This is a genomic window from Streptomyces odontotermitis (genome assembly GCF_050510915.1).
Classification (GTDB): Bacteria; Actinomycetota; Actinomycetes; order Streptomycetales; family Streptomycetaceae; genus Streptomyces.
On record NZ_JBNJLS010000001.1, the window covers coordinates 1,023,960 to 1,044,438 of the forward strand.

15 protein-coding genes are annotated in these 20,479 nt (G+C 71.1%); 4 read left to right on the forward strand and 11 right to left on the reverse strand.

Annotated features, from left to right (window positions below; all coding sequences use genetic code 11):
- Nucleotides 1-27 precede the first annotated feature (27 nt).
- Nucleotides 28-1,953, reverse strand: a complete 1,926-nt coding sequence (locus tag ACQB60_RS04705; RefSeq protein WP_496924500.1) for a SpoIIE family protein phosphatase — start codon at nt 1,951-1,953, stop codon at nt 28-30.
- Nucleotides 1,954-2,286: 333 nt separating this feature from the next.
- Here ACQB60_RS04705 and ACQB60_RS04710 point away from each other — a divergent pair, with 333 nt between their 5' ends.
- Nucleotides 2,287-5,844 (forward strand): HAMP domain-containing hybrid sensor histidine kinase/response regulator, encoded by a 3,558-nt coding sequence (locus ACQB60_RS04710; RefSeq protein ID WP_496924781.1) that lies wholly within the window; start codon nt 2,287-2,289, stop codon nt 5,842-5,844.
- 12 nt (nt 5,845-5,856) lie between these two features.
- A complete protein-coding gene (locus tag ACQB60_RS04715) occupies nt 5,857-6,441 on the forward strand; it encodes a response regulator (RefSeq protein WP_496924501.1) in 585 nt (194 codons plus the stop codon).
- A 30-nt stretch (nt 6,442-6,471) separates the two neighbouring features.
- Here ACQB60_RS04715 and ACQB60_RS04720 read toward each other — a convergent pair whose 3' ends face one another.
- The 5 genes from ACQB60_RS04720 to lepA all read right to left on the reverse strand — a co-directional run bounded on the left by ACQB60_RS04720 (nt 6,472) and on the right by lepA (nt 12,207).
- Nucleotides 6,472-8,361 (reverse strand): AMP-dependent synthetase/ligase, encoded by a 1,890-nt coding sequence (locus ACQB60_RS04720; protein ID WP_496924502.1) that lies wholly within the window; start codon nt 8,359-8,361, stop codon nt 6,472-6,474.
- A gap of 250 nt (nt 8,362-8,611) precedes the next feature.
- A complete protein-coding gene (locus tag ACQB60_RS04725; RefSeq protein WP_496924503.1) occupies nt 8,612-8,950 on the reverse strand; it encodes a hypothetical protein in 339 nt (112 codons plus the stop codon).
- Between the two features lie 194 nt (nt 8,951-9,144).
- Nucleotides 9,145-9,474, reverse strand: a complete 330-nt coding sequence (locus ACQB60_RS04730) for a hypothetical protein (protein ID WP_496924504.1) — start codon at nt 9,472-9,474, stop codon at nt 9,145-9,147.
- Nucleotides 9,475-9,745: 271 nt separating this feature from the next.
- Nucleotides 9,746-10,087: a hypothetical protein gene (locus ACQB60_RS04735; RefSeq protein WP_496924505.1), complete on the reverse strand. Its 342-nt coding sequence runs from the start codon at nt 10,085-10,087 to the stop codon at nt 9,746-9,748.
- A gap of 248 nt (nt 10,088-10,335) precedes the next feature.
- A complete protein-coding gene (gene lepA, locus ACQB60_RS04740) occupies nt 10,336-12,207 on the reverse strand; it encodes a translation elongation factor 4 (RefSeq protein WP_496924506.1) in 1,872 nt (623 codons plus the stop codon).
- 239 nt (nt 12,208-12,446) lie between these two features.
- Between lepA and rpsT the strand changes: the two genes are divergently transcribed.
- A complete protein-coding gene (rpsT, locus tag ACQB60_RS04745) occupies nt 12,447-12,713 on the forward strand; it encodes a 30S ribosomal protein S20 (protein WP_496924507.1) in 267 nt (88 codons plus the stop codon).
- A 226-nt stretch (nt 12,714-12,939) separates the two neighbouring features.
- On the opposite strand, the gene holA is transcribed toward rpsT, so the two are convergent.
- Nucleotides 12,940-13,929 carry a DNA polymerase III subunit delta gene (gene holA / locus ACQB60_RS04750; protein WP_496924508.1) on the reverse strand — a complete coding sequence of 330 codons (990 nt, stop codon included), beginning with the start codon at nt 13,927-13,929 and terminating at the stop codon, nt 12,940-12,942.
- A 57-nt stretch (nt 13,930-13,986) separates the two neighbouring features.
- Between holA and ACQB60_RS04755 the strand changes: the two genes are divergently transcribed.
- Nucleotides 13,987-14,232 (forward strand): hypothetical protein, encoded by a 246-nt coding sequence (locus ACQB60_RS04755; RefSeq protein WP_496924509.1) that lies wholly within the window; start codon nt 13,987-13,989, stop codon nt 14,230-14,232.
- 54 nt (nt 14,233-14,286) lie between these two features.
- Here the strand turns inward: ACQB60_RS04755 and ACQB60_RS04760 are convergent, their stop codons facing one another.
- The 4 genes from ACQB60_RS04760 to ACQB60_RS04775 all read right to left on the reverse strand — a co-directional run bounded on the left by ACQB60_RS04760 (nt 14,287) and on the right by ACQB60_RS04775 (nt 20,451).
- The gene (locus ACQB60_RS04760; protein WP_496924510.1) at nt 14,287-15,177 is read right to left on the reverse strand and encodes a YceI family protein; all 891 of its coding nucleotides are present in this window, start codon (nt 15,175-15,177) and stop codon (nt 14,287-14,289) included.
- A 198-nt stretch (nt 15,178-15,375) separates the two neighbouring features.
- Nucleotides 15,376-18,153 carry a ComEC/Rec2 family competence protein gene (locus ACQB60_RS04765; RefSeq protein WP_496924511.1) on the reverse strand — a complete coding sequence of 926 codons (2,778 nt, stop codon included), beginning with the start codon at nt 18,151-18,153 and terminating at the stop codon, nt 15,376-15,378.
- Between the two features lie 38 nt (nt 18,154-18,191).
- A complete protein-coding gene (locus ACQB60_RS04770) occupies nt 18,192-18,971 on the reverse strand; it encodes a ComEA family DNA-binding protein (protein ID WP_496924512.1) in 780 nt (259 codons plus the stop codon).
- Nucleotides 18,972-19,605: 634 nt separating this feature from the next.
- On the reverse strand, nt 19,606-20,451 hold the full coding sequence (locus tag ACQB60_RS04775; protein WP_384839500.1) for a DegV family protein: 846 nt from the start codon (nt 20,449-20,451) through the stop codon (nt 19,606-19,608).
- Nucleotides 20,452-20,479 lie beyond the last annotated feature (28 nt).

Sequence of the window (20,479 nt, forward strand, 5' to 3'; positions counted from 1 at the left end):
CCGCCCTGGCGGCCTCTCAGGAAAGGCTCACCGCGCCTGCAACACCAGCACAGCCAGATCATCATCCGGCGGCCGCTCAGAGAACTCATGCACAAGCCGCCGGATCCGCTCGGCCACAAGCCCCGCATCCAGCCCCGCACACCCCGCCAGCGCCACCGCGAGCCCCTCCCCGTCGTCGAACTGCGCCCGCCCCCGCCGCCGCTCCGTCACCCCGTCCGTCACACACAGCAAGGTGTCCCCCACGCCCAGCTCGTACGTCTCGCTCACATACGTCTCGTCGTCCACGACCCCCAGCAGCATCTGCGAGGACCCCATCCCCTGCACCTCGCCGTCCGCCGAGAGCACCAGCGGCAGCGGATGCCCCGCACACGCCACGGTGCACCGCACCCCGCCGCCCTCGAGCGGCACCAGCTCTCCGTACAGCAGGGACAGGAACCGCGCCGTCGTCCCGTCCGGCGGCGCCGGCTGGCCGCCCGCCACCGCGACCACCGCCGCCGCCGCGTCCGCCGCCTCCGAGGCGTCGTCGAGGAGCAGCTGGTTGAGGCGGTCGAGGACCTCCGCGACCTGGTAGCCCTCGCGGGCGAGCAGCCGCAGCCAGGGCCGAGCGAGGCCGATGACGACCGCGGCCTCCGGGCCCTTGCCCTGGACGTCGCCGAGCGCGAAGCACCAGCGGCCGGGCCCGGCCTGGAACACGTCGTAGAAGTCGCCGCCCGGGCCGCCCTGGTCCCGGGGCTCGTACACCAGGCCGCTCTGCACGCCGGGGATCTCGGCGACGGCGTTGGGCAGCAGCCCGCGCTGCAGGACGCGGCTGATGGTGGCCTGGCGCTGAAAGCGGCGGGCGGCCCCGATCGACAGGGCCACCCGGCGACTGAAGTCCTCGATGAGGCCGGTGACTTCGTCGGGGAAGCGGAGCAGCCCCGCGCGCCCGATGACGAGCGCGCCGACCGACCGGCCGCCCGCGGAGAGCCGGTACGCGAGGGCCGTGCCGGACTCGTCGGTGCCGAGCACCTCGCCGGGCCACGGCACCGGCACCGCGCCGGTGCCGACCGACTCGGGCAGCCGCGGCGGGTCCTTCTCCAGGGCGCCGCGCAGGTCCTCCATGCGGTGCTCGCTGGTGTGCCAGACCCGGGCGAGCCGCGTCCCCACCGCCCCGCCCGCCGTGGCCCGGCCGGACTCCGCCTCGTCCTCCAGCCAGATCGCGCACCAGTCCGCGAGCCGCGGCACGAGGAGCTGGCCGGCGAGCGCGGCGACGAGGTCCTCGTCGAACTGTCCGGCGAGCAGGTCGGACGCCTCGGCGAGGAAGGTGAGCGCGCCGCGGTTGACCCACTCGGTGTCGTGGGTGACGCGCTTGGGCAGCGGGGCGAGGATCTCGGCGGTGCGCAGGCCGCGTTGGAGGGCCTGCGCACCGGCGTACGACTCGATCTCCTGCACGGCCTGGACGCCCTCGACGGGCAGCCGGGCCCAGACGGTCTTGGTGCCGGTGCGGTAGGTGATGCCCCAGGACTCGGAGAGGGTGGCGACGAGCCGGAGGCCCCTGCCGTACTCGGGGGTGCCGGGCGGGCTGGGCTGGCTGGGGGCGTCGCTGCGGACGGCGCGGGCGGGGTGGTGGTCGGAGACCTCGATGAGCAGCGCGTCCTCGCTCTCGCCGGGGCCCGCCTCGTCCAGGCGGCAGAGCAGCTCCACCGAAGTGCCCGCGTGCACCACGGCGTTGGTGACCAGCTCGCTGACCAGGAGCACCGCGTCGTCGGCGAGCCGGTCGGTGATCCCGGCCGCGGCGGGCACGGCCAGCTCGGTCCAGTCGGCGAGCGCCGCGCGCAGGAACCGGCGCGCGGCGGCGGGCGCCAGGGGGTTTCCGGGCAGCGAGGTGCGCACCACCGCGGGCGGGCCGGGGAGGCCCGCGGGCGCGGCGGAGGCGCGGAAAGCGGTCTCCCGTTGCATCGGAATGGACCCCACGGTTCGGCTCCTGAGCAGTTAGGGCAAATACGCCTCAGGCGACAGGAACAGAGTGACAGACTGGCCACGCCCATAAGCACCGAGTTACTGAAGTGGGCCATCATGAGTGAGAACAGTGCTATGCCCGCGCTCGGACCCGGTCAGATTCCGGCATCGGACCACACAGGGCCCGACCGCGCACCTGACCCCACGGCTCCCCAGGGCGCCGTCCCTTCGGCCACGGCGGCACCCGCCGTCACGGCCACCCGTGCCACCGTCCCCGCACCCGCGCCACCTCCGGACGAGGGCACCATCACCCCAGAGGCCGCCGAGCTGCGCATCCTGCTGGCCGCGATGCGGTCCGCCCGGGACGGCAAGTTCGCCAGAATCCCGCCGGGCGTCGCCAACTCGGGCCTGGCCAGCGAACTCACCTCGGTGTTCAACGAGATGGTGGACCGCTCCCTGCACTTCGACGCCGAGCTGAGCCGCGTACGACGGGAGATCGTCCGGCACGGCCGCCTCGACGAGCGGTTCACGGCCAGCCCCGGACAGGGCAGTTGGGCCAACCGCATCTTCGAGGTCAACTCGCTCCTGGACGCCCTCGCGACGCCCGCGGCCAACGCGACCCGGGTCCTGAACGCGGTGGCGGGCGGCGATCTGACCCAGCGCGTCGCCCTGCACGACGGCACCCGGGAGCTGCGCGGCGACATGCGGCGGCTCGGCCGGGCCGTCAACACGATGGTCGACCAGCTGTCCCTGTTCACCGGCGAGGTGACGCGGGTGGCCCGCGAGGTGGGCACCGAGGGGCGGCTCGGCGGCCGGGCCAACGTCCGTGGCCTGTCCGGCAGTTGGCGGGACGTCACGGAGGCCGTCAACACGATGGCGGCCCGGCTCACCGCACAGGTCCGCGACATCGCGGCGGTGACCACGGCGGTGGCGCAGGGCGACCTGACGCGCACGGTCACGGTGGAGGCGACCGGGGAGCTCCTGGAGCTGAAGCTCACCGTGAACACGATGGTGGACCAGCTCTCCGCCTTCGCCGACGAGGTCACCCGCGTCGCCCGCGAGGTCGGCACCGAGGGGCAGCTGGGCGGCCGCGCCCAGGTCCGCGGCGTCTCCGGCGTCTGGAAGGACCTCACCGACAACGTCAACTTCATGGCGTCGAACCTGACCTCGCAGGTCCGCAACATCGCCCAGGTCACCACGGCCGTGGCCGACGGCGACCTGAGTCAGAAGATCACCGTGGCCGCGCAGGGCGAGATCCTGGAGCTCAAGGACACCGTCAACACGATGGTGGACCAGCTCTCCGCCTTCGCCGACGAGGTCACCCGCGTCGCCCGCGAGGTCGGCACCGAGGGCCGGCTCGGCGGCCGCGCCCAGGTCCGCGGCGTCTCCGGCGTCTGGAAGGACCTCACCGACAACGTCAACTTCATGGCGGACAACCTCACCGGCCAGGTCCGCAACATCGCGCAGGTCGCCACGGCCGTGGCCCAGGGCGATCTGTCGAAGAAGATCGACGTGGACGCGCGCGGCGAGATCCTGGAGCTGAAGACCACCATCAACACCATGGTGGACACGCTGTCGTCCTTCTCGTCCGAGGTCACCCGCGTCGCCCGCGAGGTCGGCTCGGAGGGCCAACTGGGCGGCCAGGCACGGGTCGAGGGCGTGTACGGCACCTGGAAGCGCCTGACGACGAGCGTGAACGAGCTGGCCCTGAACCTCACCACCCAGGTCCGCGCGATCCTGGAGGTCGCCTCCTCGGTGGCCCAGGGCGACATGACGCGCTCCATCACGGTCGAGGCCCGCGGTGAGGTCTCCGAGCTCAAGGACAACATCAACCTGATGGTGTCCAACCTCCGTGAGACCACCCGCGCCAAGGACTGGCTGGAGTCCAACCTGGCCCGTCTGGCGGGCCTGATGCAGGGCCACCGCGACCTGATGGAGGTCGCGGACCTGATCCTGCGCGAGCTGACCCCGCTGGTGAACGCGCAGTACGGCGCCTTCTTCCTGGCGGGCTCGGACCCGGACGAGGCGACCCCGCTGCAGGCGGTCTCCGCCAAGGGTCTCGCCTTCATCGCCGGATACGGCTCCGCGCAGGGCACCGTCATCGACACGACGGGGATGCCCGCGCACGGCCTGGTGCGCCAGGCGGTCCTGGAGAAGAAGCGGATCCTCCTCGACGAGGTGCCGCCCGACTACATCAAGATCAACTCCGGCCTCGGGGACGCGTCCCCCGCCAGCGTCGTGATCATCCCCATCCTCTTCGAGGACCAGGTGCTCGGCGTGATCGAGCTCGCCACGTTCTCCCGGTTCTCCGACGTCCACCTGGCCTTCTTCGACCAGTTCGTCTCCACCATCGGCGTGGCGATCAACACCATCATCGCCAACTCCCGTACGGAGTCGCTGCTCGGCGAGTCCCAGCGCCTGGCCACCCAGCTGCGCGAGCGCGGCGACGAACTCCAGCGCCAGCAGGCCGAGTTGCGCCGCTCGAACGCGGAACTGGAGGAGAAGGCAGCCCTGCTGGCCACCAGCTCCCAGTACAAGTCCGAGTTCCTCGCCAACATGTCGCACGAGCTGCGCACCCCGCTCAACTCGCTGCTCATCCTGGCCCGGCTCCTCTCCGACAACCCCGACAACCACCTCTCCGACCAGGAGGTCCAGTTCGCGACGACCATCCACCGCTCGGGCTCCGACCTGCTCCAGCTGATCAACGACATCCTGGACCTGTCGAAGATCGAGGCGGGCCGCATGGACGTACGCCCCAAGAGCCTCCCGCTGATCAAGGTCCTGGACTATGTGCACGCCACCTTCCGGCCGCTCACCCTCGACCGGGGGCTTGCCTTCGACGTGGCGGTGGGCAAGGACGTGCCGCGCGAGATGTTCTCGGACGAGCAGCGCCTGCAGCAGATCCTGCGCAACCTGCTGTCGAACGCGGTCAAGTTCACCTCGGCGGGCCGCATCGAGCTGCGTGTCACCCTCGTGCACGCCGCGGACGCCGCCGCGAGCGCCCTCACACCCGACCCCGGGGACCTGATCAGCTTCGCCGTCACGGACACCGGCATCGGCATCCCCGAGGAGCAACTCCCGGGAATCTTCGAGGCGTTCCAGCAGGCCGAGGGCGCCACCAACCGCAAGTACGGCGGCACCGGCCTCGGCCTCTCCATCAGCCGCGAGATCGCGGGGCTCCTCGGCGGCCGCATCACGGCCAAGAGCGAGCCGGGCGAGGGCTCGACCTTCACGCTGTACGTGCCCGTGGTGCACCCGGGGCACGGGGCGGCAGCGGCGGCGTACGCGGCCCGGCTCGTCCCGGCGCCGGTGCCCCAGGAACAGGAACTGCCGCAGTTGGCACGGGAGTCGGAGTCTCCCGTCTCGATACACCCCACCCCCTACGGCCAGGACGACAACTGGCCGGCCCCCGCCAAGCTGGAGGAGTGGAAGTCGGGCCGGGCCGGCCAGGTCCTGTCGGGGCGCCGCGTGCTCATCGTGGACGACGACATCCGCAACGTCTTCGCCCTCACCCACGTCCTCAGCCGCGTCGGCATGCCGGTCCTGTACGCGGAGAACGGGCGCGAGGGCATCGAGACCCTGGACCGCAACCCGGACATCGACATCATCCTGATGGACATCATGATGCCGGAGATGGACGGCTACGAGACGATCGCCGCCATCCGCCGCACCCAGCGCTGGAGCGGGCTGCCGATCATCGCCCTGACCGCCAAGGCCATGCCGGGCGACCGCGAGAAGGCCATCTCCCAGGGCGCCACCGGCTATGTGCCCAAGCCCGTGGATGTGGACCAGCTGCTCACCGTCGTCTGCGCTCTCCTCGACCCGGAGGGAACCGACGCCGCCGATCAGCCCGAGGCGCCTTCCGGACCACCGGCGGAGAGCGCAGTACCGAACGAGACCGAGTGAGGCATCACGATCATGAGCACTGAGGTCAAGGCCGACAACCGCGCGAGCATCCTCCTTGTCGACGACATGGAGGACAACCTGATGGCTCTCGAAGCGGTCCTGGGATCCCTCAACGAACCTCTGGTACGGGCTCGTTCGGGCGAAGAGGCCATGAAGGCGATTCTGCGGCAACGATTCGCCGTGATCCTCCTGGACGTGCGGATGCCCGGCATGGACGGCTTCGAGACGGCGACGAACATCAAACGCCTCGACCAGACGAAGGACGTGCCCATCATCTTCCTGACGGGCACCGACAACGACGCGGGCTACGCCTTCCGCGGCTACGCAACGGGCGCGGCGGACTACCTCACCAAGCCGTTCGACCCCTGGGTGCTGCGCGCCAAGGTCACGGTCTTCCTCGAACTGCACCGCAAGAACCGGCAGTTGGAGCGGATGCTGCTGCGCGAGCAGCAGCAGTTCGACGACCTGGCGGCCCGGCTCTCGGCGATCGAGACGCACATGGCGGCGAGCAGCCTCAAGGACGTGCTCGAACTGCGCCACCACGTCACACACATGGAGCAGATGCTCCAGGACATGCGGCGCGAGCGGGGCGCCTGACACCGGGCCGCCCCGCTCGCACGCGACGCCTCACGCCTCCCGCGAGCCCGCGTACATGTCCTCGATGAGGTGCTTGTACTCCCGCTCGACGACGGGCCGCTTCAGCTTGAGGCTGGGCGTCAACTCGCCGTGCTCCACGTCGAGATCACGGGGCAGCAGCTGGAACTTCTTGATGGTCTGCCAGCGCTGCAGCCCCTCGTTGAGCTGCTTCACATAGCCGTCGACGAGCTCGACGGTCACGGGTGCCGCCACCACCTCCGCGTACGACTTGCCCTCCAGGCCGTGCTCCTTGGCCCAGTCGAGGATCGCGGGCTCGTCGAGGGCGATGAGGGCGGTGCAGAAGTTCCGGTCGGCACCGTGCACGAGAATGTTCGAGACATACGGGCACACGGCCTTGAACTGGCCCTCGACCTCGGCCGGCGCGATGTACTTCCCGCCGGAGGTCTTGATCAGGTCCTTCTTCCGGTCGGTGATCCGCAGGTACCCATCGGCGGACAGCTCACCGATGTCCCCCGTGTGGAACCACCCATCGCTCTCCAGGACTTCGGCGGTCTTCTCGTCGAGCCCGTGGTAGCCCTGCATGATGCCGGGCCCTCGCAGCAGCACCTCGCCGTCGTCCGCGATCCGCACCTCGGTACCGGGCAGCGGCTTGCCCACCGTGCCCGTCCGGTACGCCTCACCGGGGTTGACGAAGGACGCGGCGCTGGACTCCGTGAGCCCGTACCCCTCGAGGATGTGGATCCCGGCCCCGGAGAAGAAGAACCCGATCTCCGGCGCGAGCGCCGCCGACCCGGAGACCGCGGCCCGCAGCCGCCCGCCGAACGCCTCGCGCAGCTTGGAGTAGACGAGCGCGTCGGCGACCTTGTGCTTGGCGCCGAGCCCGAACGGCACCGAAGCGGTCCCGGTCCTGCGGAAGTTGTCCTGGCTGACCTTCGCGTACTCGCGCGCGACCTCGGCCGCCCACTGGAAGATCTTGTACTTGGCCCCGCCCCCGGCCCGCGCCTTCGCGGCCACGCCGTTGTAGACCTTCTCGAAGATCCGCGGCACGGCGGCCATGTACGTGGGCTGCACCACCGGCAGATTCTCGATGATCTTGTCGACGCGCCCGTCGACGGCGGTGACGTGCCCGAGCTCGATCTGCCCGGAGGTGAGCACCTTGCCGAAGACGTGCGCGAGCGGCAGCCACAGGTACTGCACGTCGTCCGGTCCGAGCAGCCCCGTCGCGGCGATGGCCTTCGCCATGTACGACCAGTTGTCGTGCGGCAGCCGCACGCCCTTGGGCCGCCCGGTGGTGCCCGAGGTGTAGATGAGCGTCGCGAGCTGCTCGGAAGTGATCGCCGCGACCCGCTCCTTGATGAGGTCCGCGTCCTTCTCCAGCCGGGCGGCCCCGCGCGCCTCGAGCTCGGCGAGCGTGAGGACCCACCCGTCGGGGTCCCCCTCCGCCGCCGCGACACCCGTGCCGTCGATGACCACGACATGGCGCAGCTCGGGCAGATCGGCCCGCCGCTCCCGCGCCTTGTCGAGCTGCTCCAGGTTCTCCGCGATCAGGACCTTGCTGCCGGAGTCGGACACGATGAACGCGGACTCTTCGGCGTTGGTCTGCGGATACACCGTCGTGGTGGCCGCGCCCGCGCAGAGGATGCCGAGGTCGGCGAGGATCCACTCGACCCGCGTCGACGAGGCGAGGGCCACCCGGTCCTCGGGCTGCAGACCGAGCTCGATCAGTCCGGCCGCGATGGCGTACACCCGCTCGGCGGCCTGCGCCCAGCTCAGCGACTTCCAGGCGTCGGGCCCCTCACCGGAGGCCGGCGGGACCGGGTAGCGATAGGCCTCGGCATCGGGCGTGGCCGCCACCCGCTCCAGGAAGAGATGCGCCACCGAAGGCGGACGGTTCTCGATCAAGGTCTGTGTGTCGCTCACGACATCCTCCGGGCCCGCGACAGTGCGGCGACTGGCTTGGCGGCTGCTTGTTGGTCCCTGGCGGCTACTTGTTTAACTTGCGAGTAACCTCGAGCAGTGATCAGAGTAGAGCGCCGACGCCCGGTGCGTAAGGGCCTGCTGCCTGTCACTTTCTACAGAACGAAACCCACCGCTCACGCGCACGGGCCCGCCGCGCCGAAGCGCGACGGGCCCGTGTGTGCTGCCGTCTCAGACGGCCGCTTGCGACACCTCAGCCGATGGCGGCGGTGACGGTGGCGGCCAGGTCGGTCAGGACGTCGATCCCGACATTGGTGTCGTTCGAGATGTTGGTCGACACCCCGGCCGGTCCGTGCACCTTCACCCCGGAGTCGGCGCTGGTGCCGTTCACCGTGTTGCTGGCACCGATGTCGAGCAGACCGCCGACGCTGATGCCGGTGTTGGCCTTGCTCTGCACCAGCGGCTGAGTCGCGCTCTGCTGCGGCGGCTCGGGCTTGGCGTCGGCGGCGGCCGCCGTCGAACTCATGGCCCCCACGAGCAGAAAGGCCGCGAGGACACCGCCCGCAGCGCGTGCAATTACGTTCTTATTCATGGTCTTCCTCCTTCAAAGGGGAACGGTAACCAGAATTCAGCGAACGTAACACAGGTAATTCGTCTGCCTGGGACAGTGCACCCCGTAGAGAGCATTAGGAATACAAATGCGGGCCCGGCGCAATGTGCCGGGCCCGCGGGATGTATCACCGTGTCATTGCTCGAGGAAACGACGCGGCTTCACATCGAGGGAATTCAGCCGCCGACGGGCAGGCCGCCCATGAGCGGGGTGCCCTCGGCGGCACGGGCCGAGGCGCCCTGCAGCGCCTTGGTCTTCGAAGCCAGGTCGTTGTTGGTCGCCAGCTTGTCGGCAACCTTGCTGACGCCGTTGACGATGACCTCGGCGTTGATGTCCTTCAGCGGGTTCTTGACCTCGTTCTTCGAGACGGTGCTGCTGTCCACGAGCTGGTCGTCGCCCTTCGCCGCCGCCGGGGCGTTGTCGACGTCGTCGGCGAAGGCAGGAGCGCCAGCACCCAGGGCAATCATGGTTCCGGCAACAACCGCAGCAGCCTTCGTGTACTTCACTTCAGTCCCTTTCCGAAGAGGCGTCCTTCACGGTCACGACCGTCGTGCCGCCCGAGCGTCTTGCTGGCCGCTCGGAACGCCGCTTCCACCCTTCGTAACGGGAGGCCCCCGGCTGCGGAAACTCCTGAACTCCGGCTTTTTTGGCAATCACCCAAATGTCGCAAGCGCTTTTCTAATTCTCACATCAACCAAAAAGGCGCCTGTCCGGTGGACGGACAGACGCCTTTGACGCGTGAGCGCGCAGCAGCCTCGGAAGGCGGCCTCGGGGAGGTCAGCCGCCGATCGGCATGCCGCCGATCAGGCCGGAGCCCGGGAGGCTCCCGGCAGCGCCCTTGGCACCGCTGCCCAGCGCCTTGGTCTTGGAGGCCAGGTCGTTGTTGGTCGCCAGCTTGTCGGCGGCCTTGCTGACGGCGTCCGACACGACCTCGACGTTGACGTCCTTCAGCGGGTTCTTGACCTCGTTCTTCGAGACCGTGCTGCTGTCCACGAGCTGCTCGTTGCCCGCCTGCTGAGCCGCCGGGGCGTTGTCGACGTCATCGGCGAAGGCGGGCGCACCGGCACCCACGGCGAGCATGGTTCCGGCGACGACCGCAGCGGCCTTCGTGTACTTCACTTCAGTCCCTTTCCGGAGAGGCGCCCATCATCACGGTCACGACCGTCGTGCCGCCCGAGCGTCTTGCTGGCCGCTCGGAACGCCGCTTCCACCCCCCGTAACGGGACACCCCCACGGACAGAAACCCCCTAACCGCAGCCTTTCTCGCATCCCACTCCAATGACGCAGACGCTTAACAAACACTCAGATCAACCAAAAAGGCGCCCATCCGGTCCATGGACGGGCGCCTTCCGGCGAGCTGCGCGGCCTTACTTCTTGACCTTGCCTCCGGCGCTGTCGTCGCTGGAGAGCACCGCGATGAAGGCTTCCTGGGGCACCTCGACGGAGCCCACCATCTTCATCCGCTTCTTGCCCTCCTTCTGCTTCTCCAGGAGCTTCCGCTTACGGGAGATGTCACCGCCGTAGCACTTGGCGAGGACGTCCTTGCGGATGGCGCGGATGGTCTCGCGGGCGATGACCCGGGAGCCGATCGCGGCCTGCACCGGCACCTCGAACGCCTGCCGCGGGATGAGCTCGCGCAGCTTGGCGACGAGCCGCACCCCGTAGGCGTAGGCGGCGTCCTTGTGCGTGATCGCCGAGAACGCGTCGACCTTGTCGCCGTGCAGCAGGATGTCGACCTTGACGAGCTGGGCGGACTGCTCGCCCGTGGGCTCGTAGTCCAGGGACGCGTAGCCGCGCGTCTTCGACTTCAGCTGGTCGAAGAAGTCGAAGACGATCTCGGCGAGCGGCAGCGTGTAGCGGATCTCGACGCGGTCCTCGGAGAGGTAGTCCATGCCGAGCATCACGCCGCGGCGGTTCTGGCACAGCTCCATGACCGAGCCGATGAACTCGCTGGGCGCGAGGATCGTGGCGCGCACGACGGGCTCGAAGACCTCGTCGATCTTGCCCTCGGGGAACTCGCTCGGGTTGGTGACCGTGTGCTCCGTGCCGTCCTCCATGATCACGCGGTAGACCACGTTCGGAGCGGTGGCGATCAGGTCGAGCCCGAATTCGCGCTCCAGCCGCTCACGGATCACGTCGAGGTGCAGCAGGCCCAGGAAGCCGACGCGGAAGCCGAAGCCGAGCGCCGCCGAGGTCTCCGGCTCGTAGACCAGCGCGGCATCGTTGAGCTGCAGCTTGTCGAGGGCATCGCGCAGCTCCGGGTAGTCGGAGCCGTCCAGCGGATACAGGCCCGAGAACACCATCGGCTTCGGGTCCTTGTAGCCGCCGAGCGCCTCGGTCGCACCCTTGTGCAGGGACGTGATCGTGTCGCCGACCTTGGACTGGCGGACGTCCTTCACGCCGGTGATGAGGTAGCCCACCTCGCCCACGCCGAGCCCGTCGGCGGCCAGCATCTCCGGGGAGTTGGTGCCGATCTCCAGGAGCTCGTGCGTGGCGCCGGTGGACATCATCCGGATCCGCTCGCGCTTGTTGAGCTGTCCGTCGACGACTCGTACGTACGTGACGACGCCCCGGTACGAGTCATAGACCGAGTCGAAGATCATCGCGCGCGCGGGGGCGTCCTTGACGCCGACCGGGCCGGGGATCTCGGCGACGACCTTGTCGAGCAGCGCCTCGACGCCCATGCCGGTCTTGGCGGAGACCTTCAGGACGTCTTCGGGCTCGCAGCCGATGAGGTTGGCGAGCTCCTCGGAGAACTTCTCCGGCTGGGCGGCCGGCAGGTCGATCTTGTTGAGCACCGGGATGATCTTGAGGTCGTTCTCCATCGCCAGGTAGAGGTTGGCGAGGGTCTGGGCCTCGATGCCCTGGGCCGCGTCGACGAGGAGGATGGTCCCCTCGCAGGCCGCGAGTGAACGCGAGACCTCATACGTGAAGTCCACGTGGCCCGGGGTGTCGATCATGTTGAGGATGTGGGTGCTGCCCTGGTCGGGCCCCTCGGTGGGGGCCCAGGGCAGACGCACCGCCTGGGACTTGATCGTGATGCCGCGCTCGCGCTCGATGTCCATGCGGTCGAGGTACTGGGCGCGCATCTGCCGCTGCTCGACCACTCCGGTCAGCTGGAGCATGCGGTCGGCGAGCGTGGACTTGCCGTGGTCGATGTGCGCGATGATGCAGAAATTGCGGATCAGAGCCGGGTCGGTACGGCTCGGCTCGGGCACATTCTTAGGGGTCGCGGGCACGCAGGGTCCTGTCTCTTGAGGCGCCTGTCGCCTCGGGTCGGATCTATACGTAGGTTCCATCGTCCCATGGGTGAGGGACTGTGCTGGGTTTGGGCCGGTCGGAGGACGGCTGGTAGCCTGGGCAGCTGTGTCTCGTAGCCCTCTCAGCACGAGGCGCGGGCCGGGATCCCCCGGTGAGCCGGGTCCTCCCGGCGCAGCACCACCCATTCATCAGTACCTGAACCTGAAAAGGCTCTTTCGTGGCGAACATCAAGTCCCAGATCAAGCGGATCAAGACCAACGAGAAGGCTCGGCTGCGCAACAAGGCCGTCAAGTCCTCCCTGAAGACCGCGATCCGCAAGGCCCGCGAGGCCGCTGCCGCCGGCGACGCCCAGAAGGCCACCGAGCTCACGCGCGAGGCTTCGCGCCAGCTCGACAAGGCCGTCTCCAAGGGTGTCATCCACAAGAACCAGGCCGCCAACAAGAAGTCGGCGCTTGCTTCGAAGGTCGCGTCCCTCAAGGGCTGAACCTCTGCTGAGCGCCTCTGATCCTTCGGACGGCGGCGCTCACGTGATGTGACGCCGTCACGGGACCCCGCGGGCCCTCTCTCCCGCTCCCGGACGGCACCCCGGATCCGTACACGACTGCGTTCGCCACGCGGGTACGGATCCACCGAGCTTGAACCGAAGGCCCCGCCCCTCGTCCTTCCCCAGGACGACGGGCGGGGCCTTCGGCGTGTACGGGTATGCCTGTCTAGCCGCGGCGCGAACGGGCCGCACGGGCGATCGCGACGACGGCCTTCTCCAGGGCGTACTCGGGATCGTCCCCGCCGCCCTTGACGCCCGCGTCCGCCTCGGCACAGGCACGCAGAGCCGCCGCCACTCCGTCGGGAGTCCAGCCGCGCATCTGCTGGCGCACCCGGTCGATCTTCCACGGCGGCATGCCCAGCTCGCGGGCGAGGTCCGCGGGGCGCCCGCCGCGCGCGGAGGAGAGCTTGCCGATGGCGCGCACGCCCTGGGCGAGGGCACTGGTGATCATGACGGGGGCGACGCCCGTCGACAGGGACCAGCGCAGCGCCTCCAGGGCCTCGGCCGCCCGGCCCTCCACGGCACGGTCCGCCACGGTGAAGCTGGATGCCTCCGCGCGGCCCGTGTAGTAGCGGCCGACGACCGCCTCGTCGATCGTGCCTTCGACGTCCGCGACCAGCTGCGACACCGCGGAGGCGAGCTCGCGCAGGTCGCTGCCGATCGCGTCCACCAGCGCCTGGCACGCCTCCGGGGTCGCCGAGCGGCCGAGGGTGCGGAACTCGCCGCGTACGAACGACAGCCGGTCCGCGGGCTTGGTCATCTTCGGGCAGGCGACCTCGCGGGCGCCCGCCTTACGGGCGGCGTCAAGCAGGCCCTTGCCCTTGGCACCGCCCGCGTGCAGCAGGACGAGGGTGATCTCCTCGACCGTGGCGCCGAAATACGCCTTCACGTCCTTGATCGTGTCCGCCGACAGGTCCTGCGCGGAGCGCACGACCACGACCTTGCGCTCGGCGAACAGGGAGGGGCTGGTCAGCTCGGCGAGCGTGCCGGGCTGCAGCTGGTCGGGGGTGAGGTCGCGCACGTCCGTGTCGGCGTCGGCCGCGCGGGCCGCCGCGACGACCTGCTGCACGGCGCGGTCGAGGAGCAGATCCTCCTGGCCCACGGCGATCGTGACGGGAGCGAGGGGATTGTCGGCTGAATCAGTCTTCCTGGCCATCGCGGTCAAGCATCCCACGCGGCACTGACAGCCCGTCCCGTAGCGGAGAATGGGCCGGTGACCGACGTACGACATGTGCTGGTGCTGCCCGACCGCGACGCCGCGGAGGAAGTCGCCGAAGAACTCCCCGACCGCTTCGGGGTCACCGAGGAACCGCAACTGGTCCGCGACGCCCTGGCCGGCGAGGACGACGCGGAGGACGCCCAGTGGCTGGTCGTCGTGGAGGACCCGGAGCAGCGCCTGGACAAGGCGGCGCTCGATGAGCTCGCCGCGGAGCACGAGGGCTGGCTGGAGGCCCCGTAACCCAGCAGCCGGCCACGGCTGCTGCGTCTCCGGCTACGCCTGCTGGGCCTTCGGCTACGTCTGCTGAGTCTTCGGCACGACCTGGATGTCGAGCTCGATCGCGATGCTGGCGCCGACCGCCGCGATGCCACGGGCGAGCATCGTCTGCCACGTCATCGTGAAGTCGTCGCGGTGCAGCTCGGTGGTGGCCCGGCAGGCGGCGCGGGTCTCGCCCTGGAGGCCCTGGCCGACACCGAGGTACTCGGCGTCGAGGGTGACCGTGCGCGTGACGCCGTGCAGCGACAGGGCGCCCGTGATCGCCCAGCGGCTGCCGCCCTTGTGCGTGAAGCGGTCGCTGTAGAACTCCAGCGTCGGGAACCGCTCCACGTCCAGGAAGTCGCCGGACCGCAGATGGTCGTCGCGCATCTTCACGGCGGTGTCGATGGAGGCCGCGTCGATGACGACGTGCATCGCCGACTCCTCCATGCGGTCCGCCATCCGTATCGCGCCCGCGAAGGTGTTGAAGCGGCCGTGGATACGGGCGAGGCCGATGTGGCGGGCGCTGAACGCGACGGAGGAATGCATCGGGTCGATCTCCCAGTCGCCCGGCTCGGGCAGCGCGGGCGGCGGGGCGACCTGGAGCATGACGTCGCCCATGGAGGCGTGCGCGCTCTCCCCGACCGTGGCGCTCGCCCGGTACGGCGTGAAGCCCTCCGCCGAGACCGCGAGGCGGTAGTCGCCCGCCGGGACCGTCGCCACGAAGGACCCGAACGGGTCGGTGCCGCCGCTCACGACCTTGCGCCCCATCGCGTCGCTCACCGCGAACTCCGCATGCCGCACCGGCTCGTTGACCGGATCCAGGACCCGGCAGCTGAGCACGCCCGCGCTGGGCGGAACCGGCATCGCCGACAGGGGTCCCGCTCCCCCGCCCCGATTCGTACGGTTTCCCAGCCAACGGCCGAACATGTGCGACGCCCCCCTGAGCGACTTGACACCACCTGCAACGAAGAGGCATTCGATCACCGTTGCGGCATTCGATGCAACACGAACTTACATCGCAGCAATCACGCCGAACTGCCGCGACTATGGCCAGACGCCCGAATTGATCATTCCGATTCGACCTCCTTCCCAGCTGAGACCGGGGTTACCGGCTGTTACCGCTTTTCACCGGGTGGCCACCCCCCACTGCTGTGCCGCACCTCCCTTTCCGGCCCGCCCGGCCACCGCGATCGAGCCGTCCCGGTCCGTCCGCAGCACCCGCGCTCCCCCGGCGGCCAGCGCGGCGACCGTCCGGCGCGAGGGATGGCCGTACGGGTTGTCCGCACCGCACGAGATCAGGGCCAGGCGCGGGGCCACCCTGCGCAGCAGCAGCGGGTCCTGGTACGCGGAGCCGTGGTGGGCCACCTTGAGCACGTCGACCGGTGGCAGCGAGGCGAGGGCGGGGGTGCGCAAAAGGGCCCGCTGCGCCGGTGGTTCGAGGTCGCCGAGGAGCAGCAGGGTGAGCCCCGCGGTACGTACGAGGAGGGTGACGCTGGCGTCGTTCGGACCGTCCGGCGGTGGTCCTGGCGGGGGCTGCGGCCACAGCACCCGCCAGTCGAGGGCGCCCGCGCGACGCCGCTCGCCCGCCACCGCGCGGATCACCGGGACGTGGTGCGCGGCGGCCCGCTCCCGCACGAACGCGGCCTGGCCCTGCGGCTCCTCGTACCCCGTCGTCTGGATCACCCCGACGGACCGCCCCCGCAGCACGCCCTCGAGGCCCGCGACATGATCCGCGTGGAAGTGCGTGAGCAGGACCAGCGGCACGCGCGTGACACCGAGCGACCGCAGGCAGCGGTCCACCGGCACCGGGTCGGGACCGGCGTCGACCACCACCCCGGCCCCCGCTCCCGCGGCGAGCACCATGGCGTCGCCCTGCCCCACGTCGCACATCGCGTAGCGCCAGCCGGGCGGCGGCCAGCCCGTGAACACCCGGGTGAGCGGAGCGGGTTGCACCACGATCAGGACGAGCAGCAGGGCGCACGCCACGGCGATCAAGGGGTGGCGCGGCAGCTTCCTGCCGAACAGCACGACCACCGCCGTGACGAGCACGAGCAGCAGGCCCCCGGCCCAGCCGCCCGGCCAGTCGACCCCGCCGCCGGGCAGAGCGGCGCCGGTGCGGGCGATGTCCGCGATCCACCCGGCGGGCCAACCGGCGCCCCGGGCGAGGGCCCTGGCGACGGGCATCGCCACCGGGGCGGCAGCAAGGGCGGCGAACCCGAGGACCGTGGCGGGCGCTACGGCGAACTCGGCGAGGAGATTGCACGGCACCGCCACCAGACTCACCCGCGCGGCGAGCACCACGACCACCGGGGCGCACACCGCCTGTGCCGCGGCGGCCGCCGCCAGGGCCGCCGCGAGCCTCGGGGGCACCCGACGTCGCTCGAGCGCGTCGCTCCACTTGGGGGCGAGGGTGAGCAGCGCCCCGGTGGCGAGGACGGAGAGCAGGAACCCGTAACTCCGGGACAGCCAGGGGTCGTACAGGACCAGCGCCAGGACGGCGGCCGCGAGCGCCGGGATCAGCGAACGGCGCCGCCCGGTGGCGAGGGCGAGCAGCACGATCCCCCCGCACGCCGCGGCCCGCAGCACGCTCGGATCCGGTCTGCACACCACGACGAAGCCGAGGGTGAGCCCGCCGCCCAGCAGCGCCGTCGCCCGCAACGGGATGCCCAACCTCGGGGCGAGCCCCCGCCGTTCGGCCAACTGAGCGCTGCCGGGTGGCCCGATGAGCAGGGCCAGCACGATCGTGAGGTTGGCGCCGCTGACGGCGAGGAGATGGGTGAGGTCCGTCGCCCGGAACGCGTCCGCCAGCTCCGGCGGCACCCGAGAGGTGTCCCCGATGACCAGGCCCGGCACCAGGGCCCGCCCGTCCGCAGGGAGCCCTTCGGTGGCTTTCCGCAGACCGGACCGGAGCGTGCCCGCGAGACGTTGGGGACGGGAGGGGCCGCTCAGCACGGTGGGACCGACGGGCCTGCCGGTCACCCGTGCCACCGCGGCGTATTGAGCGCCTTCCTCCAAGGGGGGTGCGAGCCTTGCCCGGACTTGGATGCGGGTCGAGGGGAGGAGCTTGAGCCAGGGGGAGTTGGGGGTGGGGTCGGTGGTGGAGCCGGTGGTGGAGCTGGAACGGGAGTCAGGGCGGGAGTCAGGGCGGGAGTTGGAGCGGGAGTCGGGGCGGGAGTTGGGGCTGGGGGCGGAGTTGAGGTGGCTCGGGTTGGGGGCACGGTTCCGGCTTGAGTCGGGGGGTGCGGCCGGGGTCCGGGGCCTGCTGGTCGGCGTGATGATCAGGACGGGTGCGCGGGTGCGGGTCAGGGCGGCGGGCTTCCTCGCGGGCCGTGTCGTGACGCCGACCAAGTCCGCTTCCACCACCACCGCGGGCGGTGCCTGGTGGTCGCCGGTGACGCGGGGCCGCGTACGCCGGGGATCCGACGTGATCTCCAACTCCGCCGTCACCTCCGCGTAGTTCCGGGCCAGGGAGGGGACCGGGCCCCGGCGCAGATCCGCCCCGTGCAGGGACGCCGAGGTCGCGGCGGCCGCGGCGCACAGCAGGGCGGCCACCAGGGCCACGGTGCCCCGGCCCGCGAGCGCCCGGACCACGCCCCGCGTCCGGCCCTGAACCCGGCCCGGCGTCCGCCCGGAGCCACGCGGCCCTGCCCCCGATCGCCCACCCACCCCGCACCGTCCGCCCACGATGAGCAGCCCGCCCGCCACCGCGACGCAGGTGCCCGCCGCGACCGCCACCCACCCCGCGGGTGCGTCGAGGGCCAGGGCCGCCGCGCCCCAGGCGGCCAGGGCGGGCGGAACGAGGCGGAGGTCCGCCGGGCCCTCCTGGCGCGGGTGTGCGGCCCCGAGTCGGCTCCCGGACGAGGCGTGAACGTCCGCGCGCCGCACGGCCGTACGGGATGTCACGGCTGTACGAGACGTCATGGCCGTACGCGTTCGAGACGTCATGGGCGTACGAGATTCTGGAGGTCGGCGAAGCGGCGGTCGCCGATGCCGTTGACCTCGCGCAGCTCGTCCACGGAGCGGAACCCGCCGTGCTCGGTCCGGTAGTCGATGATGTGCTGCGCGAGGACGGGGCCGACACCCGGCAGTCCGTCGAGCTGTTCGGCGGTGGCCGTGTTGAGCCCCACGGGGGTGGAGGGAGCCGTCGCGTCTCCTACTCCTCGTGCCCCTCCCGCCCCATCTGTTCCTGCTCCTCCCGCCGCGCCTGCCCCGCTCCCTCCCGGCGGTCCGGCCCCCGCCCCGGGGACACCCACCGCCACCAGCTCCCCGTCCACCAACAGCCGTGCCCGGTTGAGCCCTTCGGCGTCGGCCCCGGGACGGAGCCCGCCCGCGGCGCGCAGCGCGTCGGCCACGCGCGAGCCCGGTGGCAGCCGGTGGATGCCGGGCCTGCGGACCTTTCCGCTGACGTCCACGACGATCCCGGCGCCACCCGGAGTACCCCGCCCGTCCGGGCCCGCCGATGCCCCCGCCCCGTCCGGCGTCGGCGCCGCACCGGGCGCCGGGGCAGGCTCGGTCTCCCGCTCGGACGCCGCCTCGCCCCCGCTCCGCACCACCTCCGGCGCCCGCACCGGCTGGGTCCTGCCGGACCAGAAGTACTGGCCCGCGAAGGCCGCGGCGAGAACCAGGACCGCGCAGAGCGCGACGAGGCTGCGCCGCTCCAGGCCACACCGCAACTGCAGCCACACCGGCAGCCGTTCACGCACCGCGAGCCCGGCGCGCACGCGCCACGGAGCCGGAGCCGGATCCAGGGCCGGATCCGGGGCTGGATCCGGGGCTGGATCCGGGGCTGGATTCGGGGCCGAGGCCGGAGCAGGTGGAGGGGCCGAAGCCGGAGCAGGTGGAGGTGAAGGTGGAGGCGCAGGGGCAGGCGCAGGGGCAGGGGCCGGAAGCCGGGTCGGCGTCGCGGTCGGATCCCGGTCCGTCTCCGGCGCCTCGCCGCCGCCCCCGCTCTCACCCCGGGACTCACCCCCGGCCGCAGCAGGCGCCCGCGCCCCCAACTCCCGCGCCCCTCTCCCCCGTTCGGGAAAGAGCGTCTCCACCCGCTCCCGTACCACCTGAGCCGTCCGCTCCGACGCATGGGTGCGCCGCACGCGTCGGAGCGCCCGACGCCGTCCTGCTGGGGCTACGCGCCCGTCCGACCCGGGGCCGCGCCCCGGTCCGCTCGTCGCGCCCGTCGTCCTGGAAAGTGATCGAAGTGCCATGCGAATGACGCTAGGCACTCACCGATCCCTTTGTTGATCTTGCTCAATTCCCGGGGATTACCCAGCAGTTGTGGACAACTCCATCACCCACACGCGCCCCACGCCCACACAGCACACGAGAACCGAGAGGCGAGAAACGGGCACCAGCAGGACCTCACCGCGGCGAGACCACGGCCCCCAGCAACCCCGGCCCCGTGTGCGCCCCGATCACCGCGCCCACCTCGCTCACATGCAGCTCGGCCATGCAGGGCACCCGGTCCCGGAGCCGGTCCGCGAGGGCCGACGCCCGGTCCGGTGCCGCGAGATGGTGCACCGCGATGTCGACCTCGCTGCCCCCGGCCCGCTCCACCACGAGCTCCTCGAGGCGGGCGATCGCCTTCGATGCCGTGCGCACCTTCTCCAGCAACTCGATCCGGCCGCCGTCCAGTTCGAGCAGCGGCTTCACCGCGAGCGCGGAGCCGAGCAGGGCCTGGGCGGCGCCGATGCGGCCGCCCCGGCGCAGATAGTCGAGGGTGTCGACGTAGAAATAGGCGGACGTGCTCGCGGCCCGCTTCTCCGCCGCCGCCACCGCCTCGTCCACGGAGCCGCCCGCCTGGGTCGTCTGTGCGGCGGCGAGCGCGCAGAAGCCGAGCGCCATCGCGACCATGCCCGTGTCCACGACCCGCACCGGCACCGGTGCCTCGCGGGCGGCGAGGACCGCGGCGTCGTACGTCCCGGAGAACTCCGAGGACAGGTGCAGCGAGACGATGGCCGTGGCGCCCGCCTCGGCGAGCTCGCGGTAGGTCGTGGCGAAGACCTCCGGGCTGGGCCGGGACGTGGTCACCGGCCGCCGCTTCTGGAGCGCGAGTGCGAGCGAGCGGGCGGAGATCTCCGTGCCCTCTTCCAGCGCCTGGTCCCCCAGGACCACGGTCAGCGGCACCGCTGTGATGCCGTGCCGCTCCATCGTCCGCTGCGGCAAGTAGGCCGTGGAATCCGTGACGATCGCGACATGGCGGGACATGAGCTGGAGATTACCTTCCGGGGCCTGG